Source organism: Micromonospora sp. NPDC020750, assembly GCF_044334565.1.
Lineage (GTDB): Bacteria > Actinomycetota > Actinomycetes > Mycobacteriales > Micromonosporaceae > Micromonospora.
Window position 1 is genome coordinate 595,751 of the sequence record NZ_JBIRTH010000001.1, and the last position, 22,052, is coordinate 617,802.

19 protein-coding genes and 1 pseudogene are annotated in these 22,052 nt (G+C 71.7%); 14 read left to right on the top strand and 6 right to left on the bottom strand.

Annotated elements, in window-relative coordinates; translation table 11 throughout:
- Positions 1-17: 17 nt before the first annotated feature.
- From ACH4T9_RS02825 to ACH4T9_RS02860, 8 genes are read left to right on the top strand one after another with little or no spacing between them, the layout of a single operon-like run.
- Positions 18-1,202 (top strand): extracellular solute-binding protein, encoded by a 1,185-nt coding sequence (locus ACH4T9_RS02825; RefSeq protein WP_396669481.1) that lies wholly within the window; start codon positions 18-20, stop codon positions 1,200-1,202.
- 5 nt (positions 1,203-1,207) lie between these two features.
- Positions 1,208-2,374 carry an ABC transporter ATP-binding protein gene (locus ACH4T9_RS02830; protein ID WP_396669482.1) on the top strand — a complete coding sequence of 389 codons (1,167 nt, stop codon included), beginning with the start codon at positions 1,208-1,210 and terminating at the stop codon, positions 2,372-2,374.
- On the top strand, positions 2,371-3,285 hold the full coding sequence (locus ACH4T9_RS02835; protein ID WP_396669483.1) for an ABC transporter permease: 915 nt from the start codon (positions 2,371-2,373) through the stop codon (positions 3,283-3,285). Before ACH4T9_RS02830 ends, ACH4T9_RS02835 begins: the two co-directional genes overlap by 4 nt.
- The gene (locus tag ACH4T9_RS02840) at positions 3,285-4,178 is read left to right on the top strand and encodes an ABC transporter permease (RefSeq protein WP_396669484.1); all 894 of its coding nucleotides are present in this window, start codon (positions 3,285-3,287) and stop codon (positions 4,176-4,178) included. The genes ACH4T9_RS02835 and ACH4T9_RS02840 overlap by 1 nt, the downstream gene beginning before the upstream one ends.
- Positions 4,175-5,596 (top strand): NAD(P)/FAD-dependent oxidoreductase, encoded by a 1,422-nt coding sequence (locus tag ACH4T9_RS02845; RefSeq protein ID WP_396669485.1) that lies wholly within the window; start codon positions 4,175-4,177, stop codon positions 5,594-5,596. The genes ACH4T9_RS02840 and ACH4T9_RS02845 overlap by 4 nt, the downstream gene beginning before the upstream one ends.
- Complete coding sequence (locus tag ACH4T9_RS02850; RefSeq protein ID WP_396669486.1) at positions 5,596-6,798, top strand: saccharopine dehydrogenase family protein; 1,203 nt, start codon at positions 5,596-5,598, stop codon at positions 6,796-6,798. The genes ACH4T9_RS02845 and ACH4T9_RS02850 overlap by 1 nt, the downstream gene beginning before the upstream one ends.
- Positions 6,799-6,836: 38 nt before the next feature.
- Positions 6,837-7,232, top strand: coding sequence for a type II toxin-antitoxin system RelE/ParE family toxin (locus ACH4T9_RS02855; RefSeq protein WP_396669487.1), 396 nt, complete (start codon positions 6,837-6,839; stop codon positions 7,230-7,232).
- On the top strand, positions 7,229-7,540 hold the full coding sequence (locus ACH4T9_RS02860; protein ID WP_396669488.1) for a helix-turn-helix domain-containing protein: 312 nt from the start codon (positions 7,229-7,231) through the stop codon (positions 7,538-7,540). The genes ACH4T9_RS02855 and ACH4T9_RS02860 overlap by 4 nt, the downstream gene beginning before the upstream one ends.
- A gap of 99 nt (positions 7,541-7,639) precedes the next feature.
- Here the strand turns inward: ACH4T9_RS02860 and ACH4T9_RS02865 are convergent.
- From ACH4T9_RS02865 to ACH4T9_RS02885, 5 genes and pseudogenes are all read right to left on the bottom strand, one after another.
- Positions 7,640-7,744 (bottom strand): annotated as a pseudogene (locus tag ACH4T9_RS02865) (DUF779 domain-containing protein); the annotation flags it as partial.
- A gap of 114 nt (positions 7,745-7,858) precedes the next feature.
- Complete coding sequence (gene adh / locus ACH4T9_RS02870) at positions 7,859-9,364, bottom strand: aldehyde dehydrogenase (protein WP_396669489.1); 1,506 nt, start codon at positions 9,362-9,364, stop codon at positions 7,859-7,861.
- A gap of 41 nt (positions 9,365-9,405) precedes the next feature.
- Positions 9,406-10,686, bottom strand: a complete 1,281-nt coding sequence (locus tag ACH4T9_RS02875) for a GAF domain-containing protein (RefSeq protein WP_396669490.1) — start codon at positions 10,684-10,686, stop codon at positions 9,406-9,408.
- Positions 10,687-10,835: 149 nt separating this feature from the next.
- Complete coding sequence (gabT, locus tag ACH4T9_RS02880) at positions 10,836-12,107, bottom strand: 4-aminobutyrate--2-oxoglutarate transaminase (RefSeq protein WP_396669491.1); 1,272 nt, start codon at positions 12,105-12,107, stop codon at positions 10,836-10,838.
- A gap of 3 nt (positions 12,108-12,110) precedes the next feature.
- Positions 12,111-13,547: a gamma-aminobutyraldehyde dehydrogenase gene (locus tag ACH4T9_RS02885; protein ID WP_396669492.1), complete on the bottom strand. Its 1,437-nt coding sequence runs from the start codon at positions 13,545-13,547 to the stop codon at positions 12,111-12,113.
- Positions 13,548-13,689: 142 nt separating this feature from the next.
- Between ACH4T9_RS02885 and ACH4T9_RS02890 the strand changes: the two genes are divergently transcribed.
- Entirely contained in the window at positions 13,690-15,129 is a 1,440-nt protein-coding gene (locus tag ACH4T9_RS02890) for an aldehyde dehydrogenase family protein (protein ID WP_396669493.1), read from the top strand.
- Positions 15,130-15,131: 2 nt separating this feature from the next.
- Here ACH4T9_RS02890 and ACH4T9_RS02895 read toward each other — a convergent pair whose 3' ends face one another.
- Complete coding sequence (locus ACH4T9_RS02895) at positions 15,132-16,361, bottom strand: SUKH-3 domain-containing protein (RefSeq protein ID WP_396669494.1); 1,230 nt, start codon at positions 16,359-16,361, stop codon at positions 15,132-15,134.
- Between the two features lie 86 nt (positions 16,362-16,447).
- Here ACH4T9_RS02895 and ACH4T9_RS02900 point away from each other — a divergent pair, with 86 nt between their 5' ends.
- Genes ACH4T9_RS02900 through ACH4T9_RS02920 form a run of 5 tightly spaced genes read left to right on the top strand, consistent with a single transcriptional unit; the run spans position 16,448 to position 21,914 of the window.
- Complete coding sequence (locus ACH4T9_RS02900; RefSeq protein ID WP_396669495.1) at positions 16,448-16,861, top strand: YbaB/EbfC family nucleoid-associated protein; 414 nt, start codon at positions 16,448-16,450, stop codon at positions 16,859-16,861.
- Between the two features lie 5 nt (positions 16,862-16,866).
- A complete protein-coding gene (locus ACH4T9_RS02905) occupies positions 16,867-17,211 on the top strand; it encodes a hypothetical protein (RefSeq protein ID WP_396669496.1) in 345 nt (114 codons plus the stop codon).
- Positions 17,212-17,228: 17 nt separating this feature from the next.
- A complete protein-coding gene (locus ACH4T9_RS02910) occupies positions 17,229-21,206 on the top strand; it encodes a toxin glutamine deamidase domain-containing protein (RefSeq protein WP_396669497.1) in 3,978 nt (1,325 codons plus the stop codon).
- Positions 21,163-21,471 (top strand): hypothetical protein, encoded by a 309-nt coding sequence (locus tag ACH4T9_RS02915; protein ID WP_396669498.1) that lies wholly within the window; start codon positions 21,163-21,165, stop codon positions 21,469-21,471. Before ACH4T9_RS02910 ends, ACH4T9_RS02915 begins: the two co-directional genes overlap by 44 nt.
- Positions 21,468-21,914: a hypothetical protein gene (locus ACH4T9_RS02920; RefSeq protein WP_396669499.1), complete on the top strand. Its 447-nt coding sequence runs from the start codon at positions 21,468-21,470 to the stop codon at positions 21,912-21,914. The genes ACH4T9_RS02915 and ACH4T9_RS02920 overlap by 4 nt, the downstream gene beginning before the upstream one ends.
- Positions 21,915-22,052 lie beyond the last annotated feature (138 nt).

The following is a 22,052-nucleotide window of genomic DNA, read 5'->3' on the forward strand; positions in this document are numbered from 1 at the left end:
CCCCTAGGAGTCGTCACATGCGAACTCCCCTCCGGCCCCTCACCCGGCGTGGTCTGCTCACCGGCACCCTCGGATCTGCCGCGATGCTCGCCACGGCGGGCGCGCTCGCCGGCTGCGGCACCAAGGGCGCCCAGCAGACCGAGGCCGGTTGCGTCAGCGAAGACCTCTCCGGCGCGGAGAAGAAGCTGGCGTTCTCGAACTGGCCGCAGTACATGGACGTCGACGACAAAAACGAGTCGAAGCGGCCCAGCCTGGACGCGTTCGTCGCCTCCAGCGGCGTCCAGGTGACCTACACCGAGGACATCAACGACAACAACGAGTTCTTCGGCAAGGTGCAGAACCAGCTCGCCGCCTGTCAGGGCACCGGGCGGGACATCATCGTGCTGACCGACTGGATGGCCGCCCGGATGATCCGGCTCGGCTGGATCCAGAAGCTCGACCCGGCCAGGATTCCCAACGTGACGGCCAACCTGCTGCCGTCGCTGCTCAACCGCTCCTTCGACCCGGAGAACCGGATCTCCATCCCGTGGCAGTCCGGCCTCGCCGGCCTCGCCTACAACGGCGGCGTCACCAAGGAGATCCGTACGGTGGACGAGTTGCTGACCCGTCCCGACCTCAAGGGGAAGGTCACCGCGCTGTCCGAGATGCGCGACACGATGGGCCTGCTGCTCCAGTCGAACGGGCACGACTCGGCGAACTTCACCGCCGCCCAGTTCGACGACGCGCTGAACAAGCTCAAGAAGGCCGTCGACTCCGGGCAGATCCGCAAGTTCACCGGCAACGACTACGCCCCCGACCTGGCCAAGGGTGATATCGCCGCGTGCGTCGGCTGGTCCGGCGACATCATCCAGCTCTCCAGCGAGAACGAGAAGATCAAGTTCGTGGCACCGGACTCCGGCGTGATGCTGTTCAGCGACAACATGATGGTGCCGAACAAGGCCACCCACAGGGCGAACGCCGAAGAGCTGATCAACTACTACTACCAGCCGGCGGTCGCCGCGAAGCTGGCCGCGTACGTCAACTACATCTGCCCGGTCAAGGGCGCGCAGGCCGAGATGGAGAAGATCGACCCGGAGCTGGCCGCCAACCCGCTGGTCTTCCCGGACGACGCCCTGCTTGCGAAGTCCAAGGTGTTCATGGCGCTGGACGAGAAGCAGGAAAAGGAGTACGAGGGCAAGTTCCAGCAGGTCATCGGCGCGTGATGGGGATGAGCGCGAAGACGACGGGACGCGACGCGCCGGCCGGCGACCTGCGGCTGGTCAACCTGACCAAGAGGTTCGGCATCTTCACCGCGGTCGACGACCTCAGCCTCACCATCCCGCAGGGCTCGTTCTTCGCCCTGCTCGGGGCGTCCGGCTGCGGCAAGACCACCACCCTGCGCATGATCGCCGGCTTGGAGCAGCCGACGAGCGGTCAGTTGCTGCTCGGTGACCGGGACATCGCGCGGCTGCGCCCGTACAAGCGGCCGGTCAACACCGTGTTCCAGAGCTACGCGCTCTTCCCGCACCTCAACATCTTCGAGAACGTGGCGTTCGGGCTGCGGCGGCGCGGCATCCGCTCCGTCGACGACGAGGTCATGCGGATGCTCGCGCTGGTGCAGCTCGACGACTTCGGCCACCGCCGCCCGGCCCAGCTCTCGGGCGGGCAGCAGCAGCGGGTCGCGCTGGCCCGCGCGCTGATCAACCGGCCCCAGGTGCTGCTGCTCGACGAGCCGCTCGGCGCGCTCGACCTGAAGCTGCGCCGGCAGATGCAGATCGAGCTGAAGCGCATCCAGACCGAGGTCGGGATCACCTTCGTGCACGTCACCCACGACCAGGAGGAGGCCATGACCATGGCCGACACCGTCGCGGTGATGAACGCGGGGCGGATCGAGCAGCTCGGCGCCCCGGCCGACATCTACGAGTACCCGGCCACCGCGTTCGTGGCGAACTTCCTCGGCCAGTCCAACCTGCTCGCCGCCGAGGCAGCCGGTCCCGCCGGGTCCGAGGTGCCGGTCACCGCCCACGGTGCCGGCTTCTCCGTGCCCGCCGACCGCGCCCGTGCCGACCGGGGCACGGTCTACCTGGGGGTACGCCCCGAGAAGCTGCACCTGGCGGACTCCGCCGATCAGGTTCCCGCCGGCCACCAGTACGTCACCGGCGTGGTCACCGACGCCTCGTACGTCGGGGTCAGCACCCAGTACCTGGTGCGCACCGGCTGGGGCGGCGAGCTGTCCGCGTTCGCGGCGAACAGCGGGCTCGGCGGCCGGCTGCCGGTCGGCGCGTCCGTGGTGGCGCACTGGGACCCCCGGCACGCGTTCCTGCTGCCCCGGGAGCCGGGTCAGGACGACCGCACCGTCGGCCTGCTCGACGAGCCGGTGGGTGCGTCCTCGTGACGGCGCTGGCCCACGTACCCACGTCGACGGGGCGGCCGGCGGGGACCCCGCCGCCGGCCCGTCGCGGGCGGCACCGGCTGCTGCCGTACCTGCTGCTCCTGCCCGGCGCGGCCTGGCTGCTGCTGTTCTTCGCCGTGCCGCTGTTCCAGCTCGCCGCCGCGAGCCTGTACGACCCCAGCGGCTCGCTCTCCACCGGGTACGTGCTGACCTGGGCGTTCGGCAACTACCCGGACGTGTTGCAGGCGTACTGGCCGCAGTTCGCCCGCTCCTTCGGGTACGCCGGGATCGCCCTGGTGCTGGCCCTGCTGATGGGCTACCCGCTGGCGTACGCGATCGCGCAGAAGGCCGGCCGGTGGAAGAACCTGCTGCTGGTCTGCGTGGTCGCCCCGATGTTCACCAGCTTCCTGGTGCGCACCCTGGCCTGGAAGACGATCCTGTCCGACAACGGCGCTCTGGTCGGGCTGCTGCGCGACGTGCACCTGCTCGGCCCCGACGGTCGGCTGCTGGCCACGCCGATCGCGGTGATCCTCGGGCTGACGTACAACTTCCTGCCCTTCCTGGTGCTGCCGCTGTACGCGAGCCTGGAGCGGCTCGACCACCGGCTGCTGGAGGCGGCCGGCGACCTGTACGCGAGCCCGGTGCAGACGTTCCGCCGGGTCACCCTGCCGTTGTCGATGCCCGGCCTGACCGCCGGCACGCTGCTGTTCTTCATCCCGGCCACCGGCGACTACATCAACGCGGAGCTGCTCGGCACCCCCAACGAGTACATGATCGGCAACGTCATCGACTCGGCGTTCCTGGTCCGGCTGGACTACCCGCAGGGCGCGGCCCTGTCGTTCCTGCTGATGGCGGCGATCCTCGCGGTGGTCTTCGGCTACCTGCGCCGGGCCGGCACGGAGGAGGTCCTCTGATGAGCCGGTTCTTCCGTTGGCTGGCCGACCGCTGGGTGATGGGCGTGGCCCTGCTGGTGCTCGGCTACCTGTCCCTGCCGATCGCCGTGGTCGCGGCCCTGTCGTTCAACCGCCCGTCCAGCCGCCTGTCGTACGACTTCAACGAGTTCACGCTCGACAACTGGCGGCAGCCCTGCGCCACCTCCGACATGTGCGATGCCGTGCTGCGCAGCGTGCAGATCGGCTTCATCTCCACCGTCGTCGCCACCGTGCTCGGCACGCTGATGGCGTTCGCGCTGGTCCGGCACCGGTTCACCGGCCGGTCCGGGATCAACCTGCTGATCTTCCTGCCGATGGCCACCCCCGAGCTGGTGATGGGCACCTCGCTGCTGGCCCTGTTCGTCTCCGCCGGCGTGCCGCAGGGCTTCTGGACCGTCGTCATCGCACACGTCATGTTCTGCGTGTCGTTTGTGGTGGTGACGGTCAAGGCGCGGCTCGCCGGGATGGACCGGCGGCTGGAGGAGGCCGCGGCGGACCTGTACGCCGGCCCGTGGCAGGCGTTCCGCCTGGTCACCCTGCCGCTGGTGCTCCCCGGAATCGTGGCCGCCGCGCTGCTGGCGTTCTCGCTCAGCTTCGACGACTTCATCATCACGAACTTCAACGCGGGCACCACCGTCACGTTCCCGATGTACGTCTGGGGTGCCGCCCAGCGGGGCATCCCGCCGCAGGTCAACGTCATCGGCACGGCGATGTTCGTGATCGCGCTGCTGCTCGTCGGGCTCACCTCGCTGCGTGGGCGGCGGTCCCGCCGCGTAGCCCTCCCGATCCCCCCGACAGCAGGCCGCCCGGTCACCTCGGCCTCCGGCCTGCCGGTCGCCCCGACAGCCGACCGCCGGACGAAGAACCCGTCATGATCCTCCCGCATACCGGCCGGGCGCTCGCCGACGCGGCGCCCGTGCCGTACTGGCTCGACCGGCCGGAACGCCCCGACCCGCTGCCTCCGCTGACCGGCGCCCACGCCGCCGACCTGCTGGTGATCGGCGGCGGGTACAGCGGGCTGTGGGCGGCCCTGCTGGCCAAGCAGGCCGACCCCGACGCCGACGTGCTGCTCGTCGAGGCCGGCACCTGCGGCTGGGCGGCGTCCGGGCGCAACGGTGGGTTCTGCGCCGCCTCGCTCACCCACGGGCTGGCCAACGGGGCGGGCCGTTTCCCCGGCGAGATCGCCGAGCTGGAACGCCTCGGCCGGGAGAACCTGGCCGACATCGCCGCCACCGTCGACGCGTACGGCATCGACTGCGACTTCGAGCGCACGGGCGAACTGGCGGTGGCCGTCGAGCCGTACCAGCTCGCCGGGCTCGCCGAGGATGTGGAACTGGCCCGCCGGTACGGCCACGACACGCGGCTGCTCGACCGCGACGAGGTGCGCGCCGAGGTCGACTCGCCGACGTACCTCGGTGGGCTGTGGGACCGCGACCGGGTGGCGATGCTCGACCCGGCGCGGCTGGCCTGGGGGCTGCGCCGCGCCTGCCTCGACCTCGGTGTGCGCATCCACGAGCACACCCGGGTCACCGGCCTGCGTGGCGACGGCCCCGCCCTGCGCGCCGCCACCCTCGGCGGCGTCGGGCAGGCCCCCGGCGTCGTCCGCGCCCGGCGGGTCGTCCTCGCCACCAACGCGTTCCCGCCACTGCTGCGCCGGCTGCGCGCCTGGATCGTCCCCGTCTACGACTACGCCCTGATGACCGAGCCGTTGACCCCGGCCCAGCGGGACGCGATCGGCTGGCGCAACCGGCAGGGGCTCGCCGACACCGGCAACCAGTTCCACTACTACCGGATCACCGGCGACGGGCGGATCCTGTTCGGCGGCTACGACGCGGTCTACCACCACGGCAACCGGGTCGCCCCCGAGCTGGAGCAGCGGCCGGCCACCTTCACCGCCCTCGCCGAGCACTTCTTCACCACGTTCCCGCAGCTCGCCGACGTGCGCTTCAGTCACCGCTGGGGCGGCGTCATCGACACCTGCACCCGGTTCTGCCCGTTCTTCGGCACCGCGTACGACGGGCGGCTGGCCTACGCCGCCGGCTACACCGGTCTCGGCGTCGGGGCCACCCGGTTCGGCGCGCGGGTGATGCTCGACCTGCTGGCCGACGGGGACACCCCGCTGACCCGGCTCGACCTGGTCCGGGGCAAGCCGCTGCCGTTCCCGCCGGAGCCCGTCCGGGCCGCCGGCATCCACCTCACCCGATGGTCGCTGGCCCGCGCCGACGCGCGTGACGGCCGGCGCAACCTCTGGCTCCGTACGCTCGATCGTCTTGGTTTGGGGTTCGATACCTGATGCGCATCCTGCTCGTCGGCGCCGGCGGTGTCGGCTCCGCCGCCGTCGCCATCGCCGCCCGCCGAACATTCTTCGACACCATGGTCGTCGCCGACGCCGATCCCGCCCGCGCCGCCCGCGCGGTCGACGGCCACGGGGACCGCTTCGTCGCCGCGACCGTCGACGCCTCCCGCGCCGACGCGGTGGCCGCGCTGTGCCGCGAGCACCGGATCACCCACGTGCTCAACGCCGTCGACCCGCGCTTCGTCATGCCGATCTTCGACGGCGCGTACGCGGCCGGCGCTGACTACCTCGACATGGCGATGTCCCTGTCCCACCCGCATCCGAAGCGCCCGCACGCCGAGACCGGCGTGAAGCTCGGCGACGACCAGTTCGCCGCCGCCGACCGGTGGGCCGGGGCGGGCCGGCTCGCGCTGTGCGGCATCGGCGTCGAGCCGGGCCTGTCGGACATCTTCGCCCGGTACGCCGCCGACGAGCTGTTCGGCGAGATCGACGAGATCGGGGTACGCGACGGCGCGAACCTGACCGTGGAGGGCCACGCCTTCGCCCCGTCCTTCTCCATCTGGACGACGATCGAGGAGTGCCTGAACCCGCCGGTGATCTGGGAGAAGGATCGGGGCTGGTACACCACAGAGCCGTTCAGCGAGCCCGAGGTGTTCCACTTCCCCGAGGGGATCGGCCCGGTGGAGTGCGTCAACGTCGAGCACGAGGAGGTGCTGCTCATCCCGCGCTGGGTCGACGCGCGGCGGGTCACCTTCAAGTACGGCCTCGGCGAGGAGTTCATTGAGGTCCTGCGCACCCTGCACAAGCTCGGCCTGGACTCCACCGAACCGGTCACCGTGCGCGGCGTGCCGATGTCCCCGCGCGACGTGGTGGCCGCCTGCCTGCCCGACCCGGCCACCCTCGGGGCGAAGATGCGCGGCAAGACCTGCGCCGGCACTTGGGTCCGGGGCCTGTCGAAGTCGGGCGAGCCCCGCGAGGTCTACCTCTACCACGTCGTCGACAACGAGTGGTCCATGCGCGAGTACGGCCACCAGGCCGTCGTCTGGCAGACCGCCGTCAACCCCGTCGTCGCCCTGGAACTGCTCGCCACCGGCGCGTGGTCCGGCACCGGCGTGCTCGGCCCGGAGGCGCTGCCCCCGCGCCCGTTCCTCGACCTGCTCACCGGCTACGGCTCGCCCTGGGGGCTCCAGGAACGCTGACCCACCATCCCAGGTTTAGCTTGGGCTATAGTTTTGCCATGGGTTCGGCAGCGAATCGGTGTTGGTCTGTGCGGGTCACCGGAGAGGTCCGGGCGTGGCTTCGCGAGCTGCGGCGGACGGACCCCGACACCTACCGGTCCGTGAGCGTGGCGATCGACATGCTCGCGGAGGCCGGCCCGGCGCTCGGCCGTCCGCTGGTGGACACCCTGCGAGGGTCGAACATCAGCAACCTGAAGGAGCTGCGGCCCCGATCCGGGCGGGATATAGCAGTGCGGGTGTTGTTCGTCTTCGATCCGTGGTCTCAGGCCGTGCTGCTCGTCGCGGGGAACAAGGCGCACAACTGGACCCGGTGGTATCGGGACAACATCCCGCTGGCCGAGATCTCCTACAAGGCATGGCTGCACCATGAGAGTCAGCGAAGGGGGGAACCATGACCGAGTTCCACGACTGGGAGGACATCCGCGACGAGCTTAGGGACGACGACGTCGCGTACGAGCGGGAGCGTGCCCGAACCGAGGCCTGGATGAGCGCCTTCCACCTGGCTGAGGAGCGCAAGCGGCTCGGGCTCACTCAGCGCCAGGTGGCCGAGCTGATGGGAGTCACCCCGGGCCGGGTGAGCCAGATCGAGAACGGTGACCTCGACGTCAACGAGGTCGCCACGCTGAGCCGCTACGCCGCCGCCCTGGGCGCCCGGCTCCGGATCATCTTCGACTATGGCAACGACCTGCGCCAGATTGCCTGACCAGCGGTGCCACCCGCTGCCCCGAGCACATTTCTCGTGCTTGAGGCAGCGGGTGGTCATCGGCTGGTCGAGGGATTCCGTCGTTCCCGCACCGGGCGGTCAGGGGGTGGGGTTGGGTGTGAGGTGGGAGCGGATCAGGAAGCGGACGCCGTCGGGGGCCTCCAGGCTGAAGCCGCTGCCCCGGCCCGGGACCACGTCGACCGTGCCGCCCCCGCAGCGACCGGATCAGCTCGGCCGCCGCGGGGGTGAGGGAGACGGGCGACGACGTGCTGCCCGGGTCGGGTGGGAAACGCGCGCCGGCGCCGACCGGATCGGCCATCAGAAGAAGCCGAGCTTCTTGGGGGAGTAGCTGACCAGGAGGTTCTTCGTCTGCTGGTAGTGCTCCAGCATCATCTTGTGGTTCTCCCGGCCGATGCCGGACTGCTTGTACCCGCCGAACGCGGCGTGCGCCGGGTACGCGTGGTAGCAGTTCGTCCAGACCCGACCGGCCTGGATCGCCCGCCCGGCCCGGTACGCGGTGTTCATGTCCCGGGTCCAGACGCCGGCCCCGAGCCCGTACAGGGTGTCGTTGGCGATCTTCACGGCTTCGTCGAGGTCGGCGAAGGAGGTCACCGAGACGACCGGGCCGAAGATCTCCTCCTGGAAGATCCGCATCGAGTTGTCGCCTTCGAAGATGGTCGGCTGCACGTAGTACCCGCCGGACAGCTCCCCGCCGAGGTCGGCGCGCTCGCCGCCGGTGAGCACGCGCGCGCCCTCCTGGCGGCCGATGTCCAGGTAGGACAGGATCTTCTCCAGTTGGTCGTTGGACGCCTGCGCGCCGATCATCGTGTCGGTGTCGAGCGGGTGTCCCTGGCGTACCGCCCGGGTGCGGTCCACCGCCGCGGCGAGGAAGTCGGCGTAGTGGCCCTGCTGGATCAGCGCCCTCGACGGGCAGGTGCAGACCTCGCCGGAGTTGAGGGCGAACATGGTGAACCCTTCGAGGGCCTTGTCCAGGAAGTCGTCGGACGCCGCGCTCACGTCGTCGAAGAAGATGTTCGGGCTCTTGCCGCCCAGCTCCAGGGTTACCGGCTTGATGTTCTCGCTGGCGTACTGCATGATCAGCCGCCCGGTGGTGGTCTCGCCGGTGAACGCCACCTTCGCCACCCGGGGCGAGGAGGCCAGCGGCTTGCCCGCCTCGACGCCGAAACCGTTGACGACGTTGACCACGCCGGGCGGGAGCAGGTCGGCGATCAGCGAGATCAGGTGGTGGATGGACGCCGGGGTCTGCTCGGCGGGCTTGAGCACCACGGCGTTGCCGGCCGCGAGGGCCGGGGCGAGCTTCCAGACGGCCATCAGGATCGGGAAGTTCCACGGGATGATCTGCCCGACCACGCCGAGCGGCTCGTGGAAGTGGTACGCCACGGTGTCGTCGTCCAGCTCGCCGAGGCTGCCCTCCTGGGCCCGGATCGCACCGGCGAAGTACCGGAAGTGGTCGATGGCGAGCGGAATGTCGGCGGCCAGGGTCTCCCGTACCGGCTTGCCGTTCTCCCAGGTCTCGGCGACCGCGAGGGACTCCAGGTTCTCCTGCATCCGGTCGGCGATCCGGTTGAGGATCAGCGCCCGCTCGGCGACCGGGGTGCGGCCCCAGGCATCGGCCGCGCCGTGGGCGGCGTCGAGGGCGCGTTCGACGTCCTCGGCGGTGCCGCGGGCCACCTCGCAGAACGTCTGGCCGGTGATCGGGGTGGGATTCTCGAAGTACTGGCCGCCGTGCGGCTTGACGTACTCGCCGCCGATGAAGTGGTCGTAGCGGGACTGCCAGTGGGTGGGCGCGTCGTAGCGCGTCATCGGTACCTCCGCCGTCGGTGCTCGGGGTGACGGCGGCGAGGTTAGTTACCCCGACGTTGCAGCGACGTTGCGCGCGGGAGGTCGTACTCGATGCCGAGCTGGCGGGCGCGGGCCAGCGCGAGGGGCCGGCGGGGCGCGCCCGGCGGCAGCGCCCGCGCCAGGGCCTGCCAGGCGACCAGGTCGTCGGTGCCGGCGGGCGTCGCGGTCCAGGCCGCGAGCGCCGTCGGGTCGCCGCCGGCCAGCACGGCGGCGCGCAACTGCCCGTCGAACAGCTGGCGCAGCCGCGCGACCCCCGGCGCGTCGGAGGAGGGCAGCAACGACCCGGGGTACGCGTCGAGTGCCCCCGCCACCTCACCGCGTTCCAACAGCTCGGTGACGGTCCGGAAGTCCGCCCGCACCCGGGCGCGCAGCCGGTACGGGCGGGAGTCGAGCAGCTCCGCCCCCAGCGCCCGGCGCAGCCGGGACAGCTCGGCGCGCAGGGTGACCGGATGCAGCCGGTCGTCGCCGTACAGGTCGAGGCCGAGCTGCTCGCCGGTGCGCCCCTCGGGATGGTCGAGCAGCAGCACCAGCAGCTCGCTGTGCCGGCGGCCGAGCCGGACGGTCCGCCCGCCGACGCGCACCTCCGCCTCGTCGCGGCCCAGCGCGCGCACGGTGACCGAGTCCGGCTCGGCCGGGCGGGTGGCGGCGAGCTGGGCCTCGGCGGCCCGGGCGGTGGCCCGGACCAGGGCGAGGCTCTGCGGGTGGGCGAGGTGGTCGCCGCCGGTGATGTCGACCGCGCCGAGCAGCCGCCCGGTGGCCGGATCGTGGATCGGGGCGGCGGCGCAGGTCCAGCGCTGCACGCGCCGGCTGAAGTGCTCGGTGGCGAAGATCTGCACGCTGTGGTCGCAGGCCAGGGCGGTGCCGGGGGCGTTGGTGCCGGCGTGCGCCTCGTCCCAGCGGGCGCCGGGCACGAAGTTCATCCGCTCGGCGTGCCGGAGCACCCCGGGATGCCCCTCCACCCAGAGCAGCCGCCCGTGCGCGTCGCAGACCGCCATCAGGTGCGCGCCGTCCAGGGCGATGCCTCCGAGCAGGTCCCGGAACAGTGGCAGCACCCGGGCCAGCGAGTGGGCGGCCCGGTAGCCCTCCAGCGCGTCGTCGGTCAGCTCGACCGGCGGGGCGACCTCGGGGTCGACCAGCGCCGAGCGCTGCCAGGACCGGCGGACCACCTCCCGCACCCGGCCCGGCTCGGTTCCCGCGAGGAACGCCTCGTGGGCGGCGCCGACCTGCGCGATCCGCTCCGCCGGATCGGCGCCGAACTCCAGGGCGAGCCACGGGTCAGCCATCGGCGACCTCCTCGCGACCATCGTGACGCAGCTCACCGCCGATCGCCAGTACCGGTTGCCGGCCGGGTTTCGTCCGGGCGTCGCGTCCGCAGGCCCGGTGGCTGCCGGGCGCGGGCCTCCAGGCGGTGTCGTCCGGGCTGCGGGCCCCGTCAGCCGAAGGCGTTGTCGAGGATGTCCAGGCCCCGGGCCAACTCCGCGTCGGAGATGACCAGCGGGGGCAGCAGACGCAGCACATTGCCGTACGTGCCGCAGGTCAGCACCAGCAGGCCGGCGGCGTGGCAGGCCGCCGCGACCGCCGCCGCGGCGGCCGGGTCCGGGACCAGGGTGCCGGGCCGGACCAGCTCCACGGCGAGCATCGCGCCCCGGCCGCGTACCTCGGCGATCCGCGGATCGCCGGCGGCGAGGGCGCACAGCCGCTCGTCCATCGTCGCCCCGACCCGGCGGGCGGTGGCGGCCAGGTCCAGCTCGTGCATGGTCTCGATCGTCGCCAGCGCCGCCGCGCAGGCGATCGGGTTGCCGCCGTACGTGCCGCCCAGGCCGCCCACGTGCACCGCGTCCATCAACTCGGCCCGGCCGGTCACCGCCGCCAGCGGCAGGCCGCCGGCGATGCCCTTGGCCAGGGTGACCAGGTCCGGGACGACGTCCTCGTGGTCGCAGGCGAACCAGTCCCCGGTTCGGCAGAACCCGGTCTGGATCTCGTCGGCCACGAAGACCACCCCGGCCGCCGTCGACCACTCGCGCAACGCCGGCAGGAACCCCGGCGCCGGTACGACGAAGCCGCCCTCGCCCTGGATCGGCTCGATCAGCAGCGCAGCGACGTTCTCCGCGCCGACCTGCTTCTCCACCGTCTCGATCGCCCGGGCGGCGGCCTCCGCCCCGGACAGCCCCCCGTCCCGCAGCGGGTACGACATCGGCACCCGGTAGACCTCGCCGGCGAACGGCCCGAACCGGTGCTTGTACGGCATGTTCTTCGCGGTCAACGCCATGGTCAGGTTGGTCCGGCCGTGGTACGCGTGGTCGAACACCACCACCGCAGGGCGCCCGGTGGCGTGCCGGGCGACCTTCACCGCGTTCTCCACCGCCTCGGCGCCCGAGTTGAACAGCGCCGAGCGCTTCTCGAACGTGCCGGGGGTGAGCGCGTTGAGCCGCTCGCAGACGGCCACGTACGACTCGTACGGCGCGACCATGAAGCAGGTGTGGGTGAACCGCTCGACCTGCGCCCTCACCGCCTCGACCACCCGGGGCGCGGAGTTGCCGACGTTGGTGACCGCGATGCCGGCGGCGAAGTCGATCCACTCCCGCCCGTCGACGTCGGTGATCGTGCCGCCGCCCGCCCGGTCCACGTACGCGCCGACGACGCTGCCGACGCCCCGGGCCACCGCCGCGCCGCGCCGCTTGTGCAGCTCCTCGCTCGATGCCACCGGTCAGCCCTCGATGTTGTGCATGACGTGCTTGATCCGGGTGTAGTCCTCCAGGCTGTACACCGAGAGGTCCTTGCCGTGCCCGGAGTGCTTGAAGCCGCCGTGCGGCATCTCCGAGACGAACGGGATGTGGGTGTTCACCCAGACGCAGCCGAAGTCGAGCCGGCGGGTCATCCGCATCGCCCGGCCGTGGTCGCGCGTCCAGACCGACGCCGACAGGCCGTAGTCGACGCCGTTGGCCCAGCGCACCGCCTCGTCCTCGTCGGAGAAGCGCTGAACGGTGATGACCGGCCCGAACACCTCTTCCTGGATGATTTCGTCGGCCTGGCGCAGCCCGGAAACCACGGTCGGCGCGTAGAAGTAGCCGCGCTCGCCCTGCCGGGAGCCGCCAGCCCGGATCGCCGCGTGGTCCGGCAGCCGGTCGACGAAGCCGCTCACCCGGGCGAGCTGGTTGGCGTTGTTCAGCGGGCCGTACAGCACGTCGGCGTCGTCCGGGGCGCCGGTCCTCGTGTTGCGGGCCTGCTCGGCGAGCGCGGCCACGAAGTCGTCGTGGATGCCGGGGCCGGCGAGCACCCGGGTCGCGGCCGTGCAGTCCTGGCCGGCGTTGAAGTAGCCGCCCATCGCGATCGCCTCGGCCGCCGCGGCCACGTCCGCGTCGTCGAAGAGCACCACCGGGGCCTTGCCGCCCAGCTCCAGGTGGGTCCGCTTCAGGTCGGGCGCGGCGGCGGAGGCCACCTCCATGCCCGCCCGGGTCGAGCCCGTGATCGACACGAGCTGGGGGGTCGGGTGCGACACGAGGGTACGACCGGTGTCCCGGTCGCCGCAGACCACGTTGAACACCCCGGGCGGGAAGAACTCGGCGGCGATCTCGGCCAGCAGCAGCGTCGACACCGGCGTGGTGTCCGACGGCTTCAGCACCACCGTGTTGCCCGCCGCGAGCGCCGGGGCGATCTTCCAGACCGCCATCATCAGCGGGTAGTTCCACGGGGTCACCTGGGCGCACACGCCGATCGGCTCGCGCCGTACGTAGGAGGTGTGCCCGGCCAGGTACTCCCCGGCGGAGCGGCCCTCCAGCAGCCGGGCCGCGCCGGCGAAGAAGCGGAACTGGTCCACCGCCGGCGGCAGTTCCTCCTCGGCGGTGAGTCGGCGGGGCTTACCGGTGTTGCGGACCTCCGCGTCGACCAGCTCGGTCGCCCGCGCCTCCACCGCGTCGGCGAGCCTGAGCAGCGCCTTCTGCCGTTCCCCCGGGGTGGTGTCCCGCCACGTCTCGAACGCGGCGGAGGCCGCCCCCATGGCCGCGTCCACGTCCGCCACGCCGGAGACCGGCGACTGGGCGAAGACCTCGCCCGTGCACGGGTCGATCAGGTCGGCGTACCCGCCGTCCACCGGGTCGACGTACGCGCCGTTGACGAAGTTGCGCAGCTTCTGCTGGTCGCTCATCAGGTGTCTCCGAGGGATGGCCGAGGGTGCGGACAGCGGAGGTTATCGGAATCTGACTGCCATCTTGGCTACCGAATTCGCGGCAGACAAGGTTTTGAGCGACTGTTTCCGTGCGAGTGCGTGTGGTCTAGGCTGCCGAGGTGTGGAGCCGAGAGCCTTCTTCGTCGCCGGCCGCCCCGCACACGGCGAGGGCGAGCTGACCGTCACCCACCCGTACGACGGGCGGGCGGTGGGGCGTACCACCCTCGCCACGCCCGACCAGGTCGAGGCCGCCGTCGCGGCTGCGGCCGGGGTGGCGGCGGAGGCCGCGGCCCTGCCCGCGCACGCCCGCGCGGCGGCCCTGGACCACGTGTCGCGGCGGCTCGCCGAGCGGGCCGAGGAGGTCGCCGCGCTGATCACCGCCGAGAACGGCAAGCCGGTCAGGTGGGCGCGGGCCGAGGTGGGACGCGCGGTGTCGACGTTCCGCTGGGCGGCCGAGGAGGCCCGACGGTTCTCCGGCGAGCTGCAACGCCTCGACACCGACCCGACGGCCACCGGGCGGATCGCCCTGGTCCGGCGGGTGCCGAAGGGGCCGGTGCTCGGCATCGCGCCGTTCAACTTCCCGCTGAACCTGGTCGCGCACAAGGTCGCCCCGGCCATCGCGGTCGGCGCGCCCATCGTGGTGAAGCCCGCCCCGGCCACCCCGCTGTCGGCGCTGCTGCTCGGCGGGATCCTCGCCGAGACGGAGCTGCCCGCCGGGATGTTCTCGGTGCTGCCGCTGCCCAACGAGCGCGCCGCCGAGCTGGTCGCCGACCCGAGGCTGCCGGTGGTGTCGTTCACCGGCTCCGGGCCCGTCGGCGCGGCCGTCCGTCGGTCCGTGCCCGACAAGCACGTCACCCTTGAGCTGGGTGGCAACGCGGCGGCCGTCATCTGCGAGGACTGGAACACCGACGAGGACCTGACCTTCGCCGCGCACCGGATCGCCACGTTCTCCAACTACCAGGCCGGGCAGTCGTGCATCGCCGTGCAGCGGGTGTACGTGCACGAGTGGCTCTACGACGCCTTCCTGCCCAGGCTGGTCGCGTCGGTGCAGGCGCTGCGGACGGGAGACCCGTTCGACGAGCTGACCGACGTCGGGCCGCTGGTCTCCGTCGCGGCGGCCGAACGGGTCGAGGCGTGGGTCGACGAGGCGGTGGTGGCCGGGGCGACCATCGAGGTGGGCGGCCGGCGCGACGGCGCGACCTACCCGCCGACCGTGCTGTCCGGGGTGCCGGCCGACGCGAAGGTGCACGCCGAGGAGGTGTTCGGGCCGGTCCTGGTGGTCGCCCGGGTCGAGAACGACACCGCCGCGTTCGCCGCCGTCAACGACTCGACGTACGGCCTCCAGGCGGGCGTGTTCACCCACCGCCTCGACGTGGCCTTCGCCGCCCACCGGGCGCTGGAGGTGGGCGGGGTGATCGTCGGCGACGTGCCGTCGTACCGGGCCGACCAGATGCCGTACGGGGGAGTGAAGGGCAGCGGCGTCGGCCGCGAGGGCCTGCGCAGCGCGATGGACGACTACACCGACGCTCGCGTCATGGTGCTGACCGGCGTGCAGTTGTAGCGCTACCAGGTGCCGTCGTCGCGTACCCGGGCGGGGGCGCGACCGAGCAGCAGGGTGGTGAGGGCGGCGTCGATGTTGTCGCCGAGGAACCACTCGCCGGCCTGGTCCAGCACGAACACCCGGCCCCCCTCGTCGATGGCGATGATGCTGTCCTGGCCCTCCGCGCCGAGGGGAAACAGCCGCCTGCCGAGGACCGCGCCGAAGTCGGCGAGGGTGTCCGCCGAGTGCGCCGCTCGCGTCGGATTGGTGTTGAACCGGCTGATCCACACCTCCTGCCCGGGGCCAAGGCGGAAGGATGGGACGGCCGGGAACGCGGTAAGGGCGGCCCTCGCCGCCGGGAAGGGTTCGTGCCGGTGCAGCTGACCGGCCACCTCGCACGTGTCCTCGATGGCCCCGGCCGCGAGGGCCGGGTTGAACATCGTGTCCTCCCACCCGCCGTCCATCAGCGAGTCGCTGACCTCGGCAGGGAAACGGCCAGGGTGGATCGGCACCTGCGACTCCGGCCGCCACTCCCGGGTGTAGGCGAGATCGGACCAGTCGAGCGCGTGGAAGTGCACCAGGAAGTTCACGCACGAGTCGCAGGGCCGCTCGGCCACGCCCCCCGCCGGGTCCCCGGGCTCGCGCACCCGGTGGACCTCGAGCCGGGAGGTCTCGAGAAGGGAGTGGGCGTCGTTCAGGGTCATCGGCCCCCCGCCCTCGGCGGCGCGGCGGTGGTCGTACGCGTACAGCAGGTCGGACACGACGATCACTTCCGCGTGTCGGTCTCCGCCCCGCGCCAGATGGCCCGGAGGCAGCTCGTCGAGGTAGGCCCGGACCAGTGGGTGGTGCCGTAGGGCGATGTCGCCCTTGGCGCCCTGCGCCCGGTGGAGACGCCCCTCGACGGTCAGGTGCGCGACGGCACCGGGCGTCGGCAGGCGGCGTACCTCGCGGAGGAGTTGGCTCGCCGGGTCCACGGTGCGCGGCGCGGGCCGCTCCGGCCGGCTGCGCCGATACATCTCCCGCACGGCGGGGAAGGGCAGGCGGGGCCAGGTCGAGACCTCGCCGGTCTCCTTGTCCACCACCATGGTCGGCAGGTCGCCGGGAGGCACGGCGGCGGTCTGGGCCACAGTGGACGTGATCAGGAAGCCGAGGTCGAACTCCTCGACCAGCGGGGCGCACTCGTGGCCGAGGCGCTGGGAGTCCCGGTGGGCCCAGACGGCGGCGAGTTGTTCGGCCTGCTGATGGTCGATCACCCGATTGAAGTTACCGGACCCCACGGATTCCGTGGCACCCGGTATGTTCTGGCCTACCTACGGTGACGGTGACGAGGAGGGTGGCGGTGGCCGAGAGCGTGGACCGGGACGCCAACCGGGCGCTGCGGGCCCGGTTCGACGAGGTGCACGGCCAGTACCGACAGCTCCGCTCGGGACTGGACGAACTCCAGAGCCGACTCGTGCACCTCCGGGTCACCGAACGCTCCGACGACGGGCAGGTGACCGTCGTCGCCGGGGCCCGGGGCGAACTCGTCTCGGTGGACGTCCACCCCGCCGTGTTCCAGGACCGGGACGCCAAGGCGCTGAGCCGGAAGATCACCATGACGGTGCACCGGGCCACCGCCGCCGCGGTCGCCGCCACACAGGAGCTGGTCGCCGGCTACCTACCGGCCGGATCGGGCTCGGTGGACTTCCTCCGTACCGGCGACTTCGGGGCCCTGCTGGGCCGGGTCGACGCCGTCATGCGGCGTGGGGAGTGAGCGGCATGGCCGATGGGCAGCTCTGGCTGGACCCGGGCCGCGCACGGCGCGGCGGCGCCGACCTGACCTCGGCCGGCGAGGCGGTGACCGCCCGGCGCGCGCAGGTGGGCGGCCGGATCGCGGCGGCCAGCGCGGCCCGTCCCTGGGGCCGCGACGACATCGGTGCGGCCTTCGAGAAGCAGTACCGCGGATTCGAGGAAACCCTGCTGCGGGCCTGGACGGGCGTCGGGCGTGCCCTGGAGAACCTGGGCGGGGACGTTGTGCGGTCCGTGGACAACGAGGTGACGACGGACGCCCGGAGCGCCGGACGGCTCGACCGGATCTCCGACCAGCGGCCCGCCGGGCGCTGACGACCCCGAGGACCGCCGTGAGCCTGCTGCCGAGCCCGATTCCGCACCCCCTCGACTACTCGCTGTGGGAGCTGCCCGGCTGGGTCTACGAGGCCCTCGACTGGGTGATCGGCGTGGAGTGGCCGGAGGGTGACGAGCGGGCGGTCTGGGACCTCGCCGACCAGTGGTACGGCGTGGCCGAGGCCCTGGCGGGGCCGCGCGACGACGCGGTCGCCGCGGGTGGTGAGGTGCGCAGCGGGTACGGCGGCATCGGGGCGGTTGCGGAGGCGTTCGACGCCGCCTGGCGGCGGGTGGCCGACGGCGACGAGGCCCCGCTGCCGGTCCTGCTGGCCGTCAGCGGCGACCTCGGCCGGCTGGTCGAGGAGTGCGGCTGCGACATCGAGGGGGCGAAGCTCGAGGTCTGGATCGAGCTGGGCATCCTCGTCGTCGAGCTGCTCTCGTTGGCCGTGGCGGCGGTGCTCACTGCGGGCACCGCCTCGCCCGCCGCCGGCGCCGCGATCACCGCGAGCCGGTTCGTCGTGCAGCAGATCTTCAAGCGGCTGATGGCCCAACTGGCCCGCAAGACCCTCAAGCAGGGCCTGAAGGAGGCCGGGGAACGCGCCGCCAAGCGGGTGGCCGAGGGCGGCGTGCGAGGGCTGGCCCGCAAGGCGGCGCTCGGCGGGCTGGCGGAGGCGGCCGAGGAGGCCGGGGTCACGCTCGCCACGCAGGCGTACCAGAACACGACCGGCCGCCGGCACGGCCTGGACCTGGCGGACGCGGGAATGTCCGCGCTCGGCGGCCTGGCGGGCGGGGCGGTGGCGCCGCTGGCCGGTCTCGGCCGACACGCGACCGGGCGGGCGGCGCGCGTCGGCGAGCACCTCGGCCGCGAGATGACCGGTGAGATGTTCGCCGAACAGGCGGCCCGCCTGGCCACCGGCCAGGGCCCGATGTCCCTGGAGGACGCGGCGCGGGCGGCGGCGTCGGGCGCCACCGGATCGGCCACCGGCCAGACCGACGCGGCGCTGCACCACCGGCTGGACGGCCGGATGGCGGCCCTCGCCGGGGCGTCCTTCGCCCCGACGGACCTCGGAGCCGTGACGGTGCCGACGACGCCGGACGGTGCACAGCTCCCCGCCGCCGGGATGACCGCCGGAATGACGGGCAGGGAGGGTGACCAGCCTCAACCTGTGGACGGTGGCGTTCCGCCCGAGCTCGTGGTCGCTGCCGCTCAGTCACCGGCCATCGCCGCGGCGCCCGCACATGCGCAGGCGCCCTTCGTTCCCCCGGTTGACACCCCCGGGCTCCCGGCGACGCCGGTCATGTCCGCCATCACGGTAGATCCCGTAGTCGGCCTGCCCTCCGCACCGCAGTCCGGCCCCGGTTCGGTGCAAGCAACAGGGCCCGCCCACCCGATGCTGTCGTCGATCCCGGCCGACGCCGCCCAACCCGGGAGCCGGGGCGTGGAGACAGGGCCGCCGGCAGCCCTCGGTGGCACCTCATCGACCGCCGGCGGATCGAACCCCGTTCCGCTGGCGAACGCGACGTCGACTCCCTACTCATCGCCGATCTCGGCGGCGGCGTCCGGAGCGAACCCGACCACCCTCCCACCGGTGGTGTCGGCGTCCCCGTACGGCACCCCCGGCCCACTCGGAGCGACCGGGCAGAACAGCCCGGTCACGGGACACGATCCGGCTCCGCCGCCACGGTTTCTCCCGTTGGAGACCGGGCACCCGCACCCGCGTCCGGCTCCGCAATCGATCCCGCAGCCCGCGCCGGAGTACCCCGGTCCCACGGATCCCACCGTTCCCCGGCCGAGGTCACCCGAGTGGTATGCGGCGCAGTGGGCTGCTGAGCGCGAGGCGTTCGACCGGCGTCGGTACCGGGACTACTTCCAGCGGCAGCGTGCCTGGTACGAGGACAAACGGCGACGCCATCGCGTGGCCGAGCTTCGTGGCAGGGCTGAGTACCGGTACGAGCAGGCGCGCTGGCTGATTCGCGAGGCGTACAGCCTGCACCGCGAAGGCCGCAGTGAGCTCGCCGACCAGTTCATCCGGGACGGCCGACAGGCGGAGCGCCGGTACCACCGGCAGATGGGTCTCGCAGAGGAGGTGCTTGCCGGAAGGGCCGCCCCCAAGGTCGTCGAGGTGGACAACCGGGAGGACTTCGAGCGCATCAACAGCGACGACCCCTCCCTCATCGTCGGCGTCGTGGAGGGCGACGGCCCCTCGGCGCTGACCGGTGACGACGATCCGCCGCCGATCGACCGGTCCCGCCGCTACGGGCAGTGGGGCGGGCTGCGCCCGCCGCTGGCGCTGCATCAGTCGGACCTCGAACAGGCTGTTCCCCGGGACGCCGGTGGGCGGGTCCTGCGGACCGCCGACCCCCGGCGGGGTGGCTGGTTCCGGCTGGCCAACGACGGTGGCCCGGCCGCCGACCCCACCCGGGGCATCAACTGCCTGGACTGCACCCTCTCCCTCTACGAGACGTGGATGCACGGGCGTCCTCGGGTCTCCGCACCCCGCACCTTCGACGGGTACGCCGCCGGGGACATCACCCGGCCCCTCGGCGGTGAGATCGACGGCCCGGGGCGGGTGGAGGATGCCACCGGCGGGCGCTTCCAGAAGGTTGTGGGCCCCGATGAGGAAGTCTCCCCGGGCGATACGTGGAGCGCGGTGAGCCGGGGGTTCGGCAGCCTCGAGGGCCGGTTGCGGGCCGGCGGTCACGGCAGCTACGCGTTCCTCATCACCACGTACGAGGGTGGTGGATCGCACGCCTGGGTGGCGCTCAACCAGAACGGGAGCGTGCTCTACCTGGACCCGCAGAGCGGCGCCGTCTCGGACATGCCGCTCTACACGCACAGCAGCAGGCTGGCCCCGCACAACGTGACAGGAATCGACGCCCTGATTCTCGGCCCGGACGGCCATCCCATGCCGCTGGCCGGCGCAGGGCCGGGGACGTTCAGCCAGCGAGGTGGGGTGGCGGACGAACCGCCGCAGCCGGACGACCGGTCGCGACAGTGGCGGCCCGGGCCGGACGACCCGTCGGACGAGGAGCTGTACGTCAACCGCGTCCACCTGCTCGAAGGCCCGGAGGCGACCCTTCCCGCCTCGACCCCGCCCGAAGGCAGTCCAGACGGATCATCGTCAGCGGATTTCTCTTCGGACCCTTGGCGTCAGTTGTCGCCGTATGAAAGGAACGCCCTGGAGACCCTTCACGGCAGAGCGGCCACCGAGGCGGATATGGTCGAGTCTGCCCTGCGGTTAGTGGGGCGGCAGGTGACGGCCTCGCTCGGCCTAGGGGAAACCATCGAGCTGCGTGATCTGGAGTTCCGGGTCAAGGATCTGGGATCGTTGGGTCGGAAGTACCTGGACGAGGCCGACGCCGCCGGTGTGTCGGTTGAAGAGTTCGCGAACAACGTGAACGACGTACTTCGGTTCTCCCTCGCCATGCCGGGGCCTGACTCATACCGACTGGCCGTCGAAGAGACCCTGGCCGCGCTGGTGAGCCTCGGGTTTCAAGTCGAGGACGGCGAGTGTAAGAACTTTTGGAGAGCGGGCAACAGGTTCTACGGCCTGAACTGCACCGTGCGTGCCCCCTCCGGTCAGCTATTTGAAGTGCAACTGCACAGTGATGCGTCCCGGGAGGCATGGCAGCGGACCCACGAGGCATACGAGAAACTCCGCCTACTGGCGGAGCCCGCACACCGTCGTGTCAACGCCTTTCTGGAGATGCTCAGCGTGAATCGGCGGCATGGAATGCCTGATGCTGTGCCGCCGGGTCTGTCGCGACGTTTTTCCCCTAAAGATGCGAGCTTCGCAAAATGGATTTCTGACAACCCGGTGGCGTGGCGTACGTACCTGAGCTACCTCGAGTCCCGAGGTGAGTCGTTTTCCGATGTCGTTGTGCAGTTCGGTCTTTCGAGACAGGATTTCCCGATCTCGGCACGGATAGAGAGAATTTTGGGGAAAGAAAATGTTGACATACTACACAATTTATCGAACCGAGGAGAAGGGTGAGGCGGCTGGTCTCTTCATCATGGATGTCGACTCGGGAGACGCGCTGGTCTGGAGCAACCGCCTCCATGAGTGGACGTACAATCCCGGCCTGGCCGTCAGATTTCTCGACGATTACCGAAATTTCGGTCGGTACGAGGAATTGGGGGCCGCAGAGGTTCAGCCAATCGCGGAAAGGCTCACCGGAGCCGCGTTGCCTGGGGAGGCCGAGGTGGTGGGTTGGTTCCGGGGAGCCGCGGAGGCGAGGGAGTCGACCTTGGATGGATGATCTACGTGGCGCAGATGCCGGGCCTTGTCTTGCCTGCCTACTTCAGTTATTACAAGTCCCCGGTCAAGATGAACGCCTCTGCGGAGGGCGGTGTCAAGGCGTGGCGCCTGTCCGTGGAATCCGGGGGCTGGGACCCGGCTGACGACCTTGTGGAGGATATCTTGTTCGCCGTCGGCGGCGAAATCACTCCGCTGGCCCCTGACGAATTCGTTCAGTGGACGGAACATGACCGTGGCCGCTACCTCCGAGGTGAGGGTCCGATCTTCGCCCTTTATGGGACCGTGCGGGCGATCGAGGATGCCGCAGTCGCCGAGCGGCGACGCCTGACGACGGAGGAGCGGGTCCTCATCCACGGGATCAGGCGCAAGACCTTCGTCATGTTCGAGGAGCAGTTGCAGCGCGAGGGCGGCCTCGGTGCGGACCCGACCGTCGCTGCCCTCTAGCGGAGCTCGCTCCCGCCATCCTGCCCCGTCGCGCGCCTGAGGTGGTGCCGGCGCGAGAGGTGCGGAACCCGGTGGACGTGGATGGCGGGGGTGTGGCTATTATTAGTCCGCACGCCGCCCGGCCCAGCCGGCGCGGGG

Excerpts from the sequence above, each read along its gene's own strand:
- ACH4T9_RS02845 (WP_396669485.1), top strand. The coding sequence starts at position 4,175 with ATGATCCTCCCGCATACCGGCCGGGCGCTCGCCGACGCGGCGCCCGTG.
- ACH4T9_RS02850 (WP_396669486.1), top strand. The coding sequence starts at position 5,596 with ATGCGCATCCTGCTCGTCGGCGCCGGCGGTGTCGGCTCCGCCGCCGTC.
- ACH4T9_RS02840 (WP_396669484.1), top strand. The coding sequence starts at position 3,285 with ATGAGCCGGTTCTTCCGTTGGCTGGCCGACCGCTGGGTGATGGGCGTG.
- ACH4T9_RS02875 (WP_396669490.1), bottom strand. The coding sequence starts at position 10,686 with ATGGCTGACCCGTGGCTCGCCCTGGAGTTCGGCGCCGATCCGGCGGAG.
- ACH4T9_RS02920 (WP_396669499.1), top strand. The coding sequence starts at position 21,468 with ATGATCTACGTGGCGCAGATGCCGGGCCTTGTCTTGCCTGCCTACTTC.
- ACH4T9_RS02855 (WP_396669487.1), top strand. The coding sequence starts at position 6,837 with ATGGGTTCGGCAGCGAATCGGTGTTGGTCTGTGCGGGTCACCGGAGAG.
- adh (WP_396669489.1), bottom strand. The coding sequence starts at position 9,364 with ATGACGCGCTACGACGCGCCCACCCACTGGCAGTCCCGCTACGACCAC.
- ACH4T9_RS02830 (WP_396669482.1), top strand. The coding sequence starts at position 1,208 with ATGAGCGCGAAGACGACGGGACGCGACGCGCCGGCCGGCGACCTGCGG.
- ACH4T9_RS02915 (WP_396669498.1), top strand. The coding sequence starts at position 21,163 with ATGTTGACATACTACACAATTTATCGAACCGAGGAGAAGGGTGAGGCG.
- ACH4T9_RS02825 (WP_396669481.1), top strand. The coding sequence starts at position 18 with ATGCGAACTCCCCTCCGGCCCCTCACCCGGCGTGGTCTGCTCACCGGC.
- ACH4T9_RS02860 (WP_396669488.1), top strand. The coding sequence starts at position 7,229 with ATGACCGAGTTCCACGACTGGGAGGACATCCGCGACGAGCTTAGGGAC.
- ACH4T9_RS02885 (WP_396669492.1), bottom strand. The coding sequence starts at position 13,547 with ATGAGCGACCAGCAGAAGCTGCGCAACTTCGTCAACGGCGCGTACGTC.
- ACH4T9_RS02905 (WP_396669496.1), top strand. The coding sequence starts at position 16,867 with ATGGCCGATGGGCAGCTCTGGCTGGACCCGGGCCGCGCACGGCGCGGC.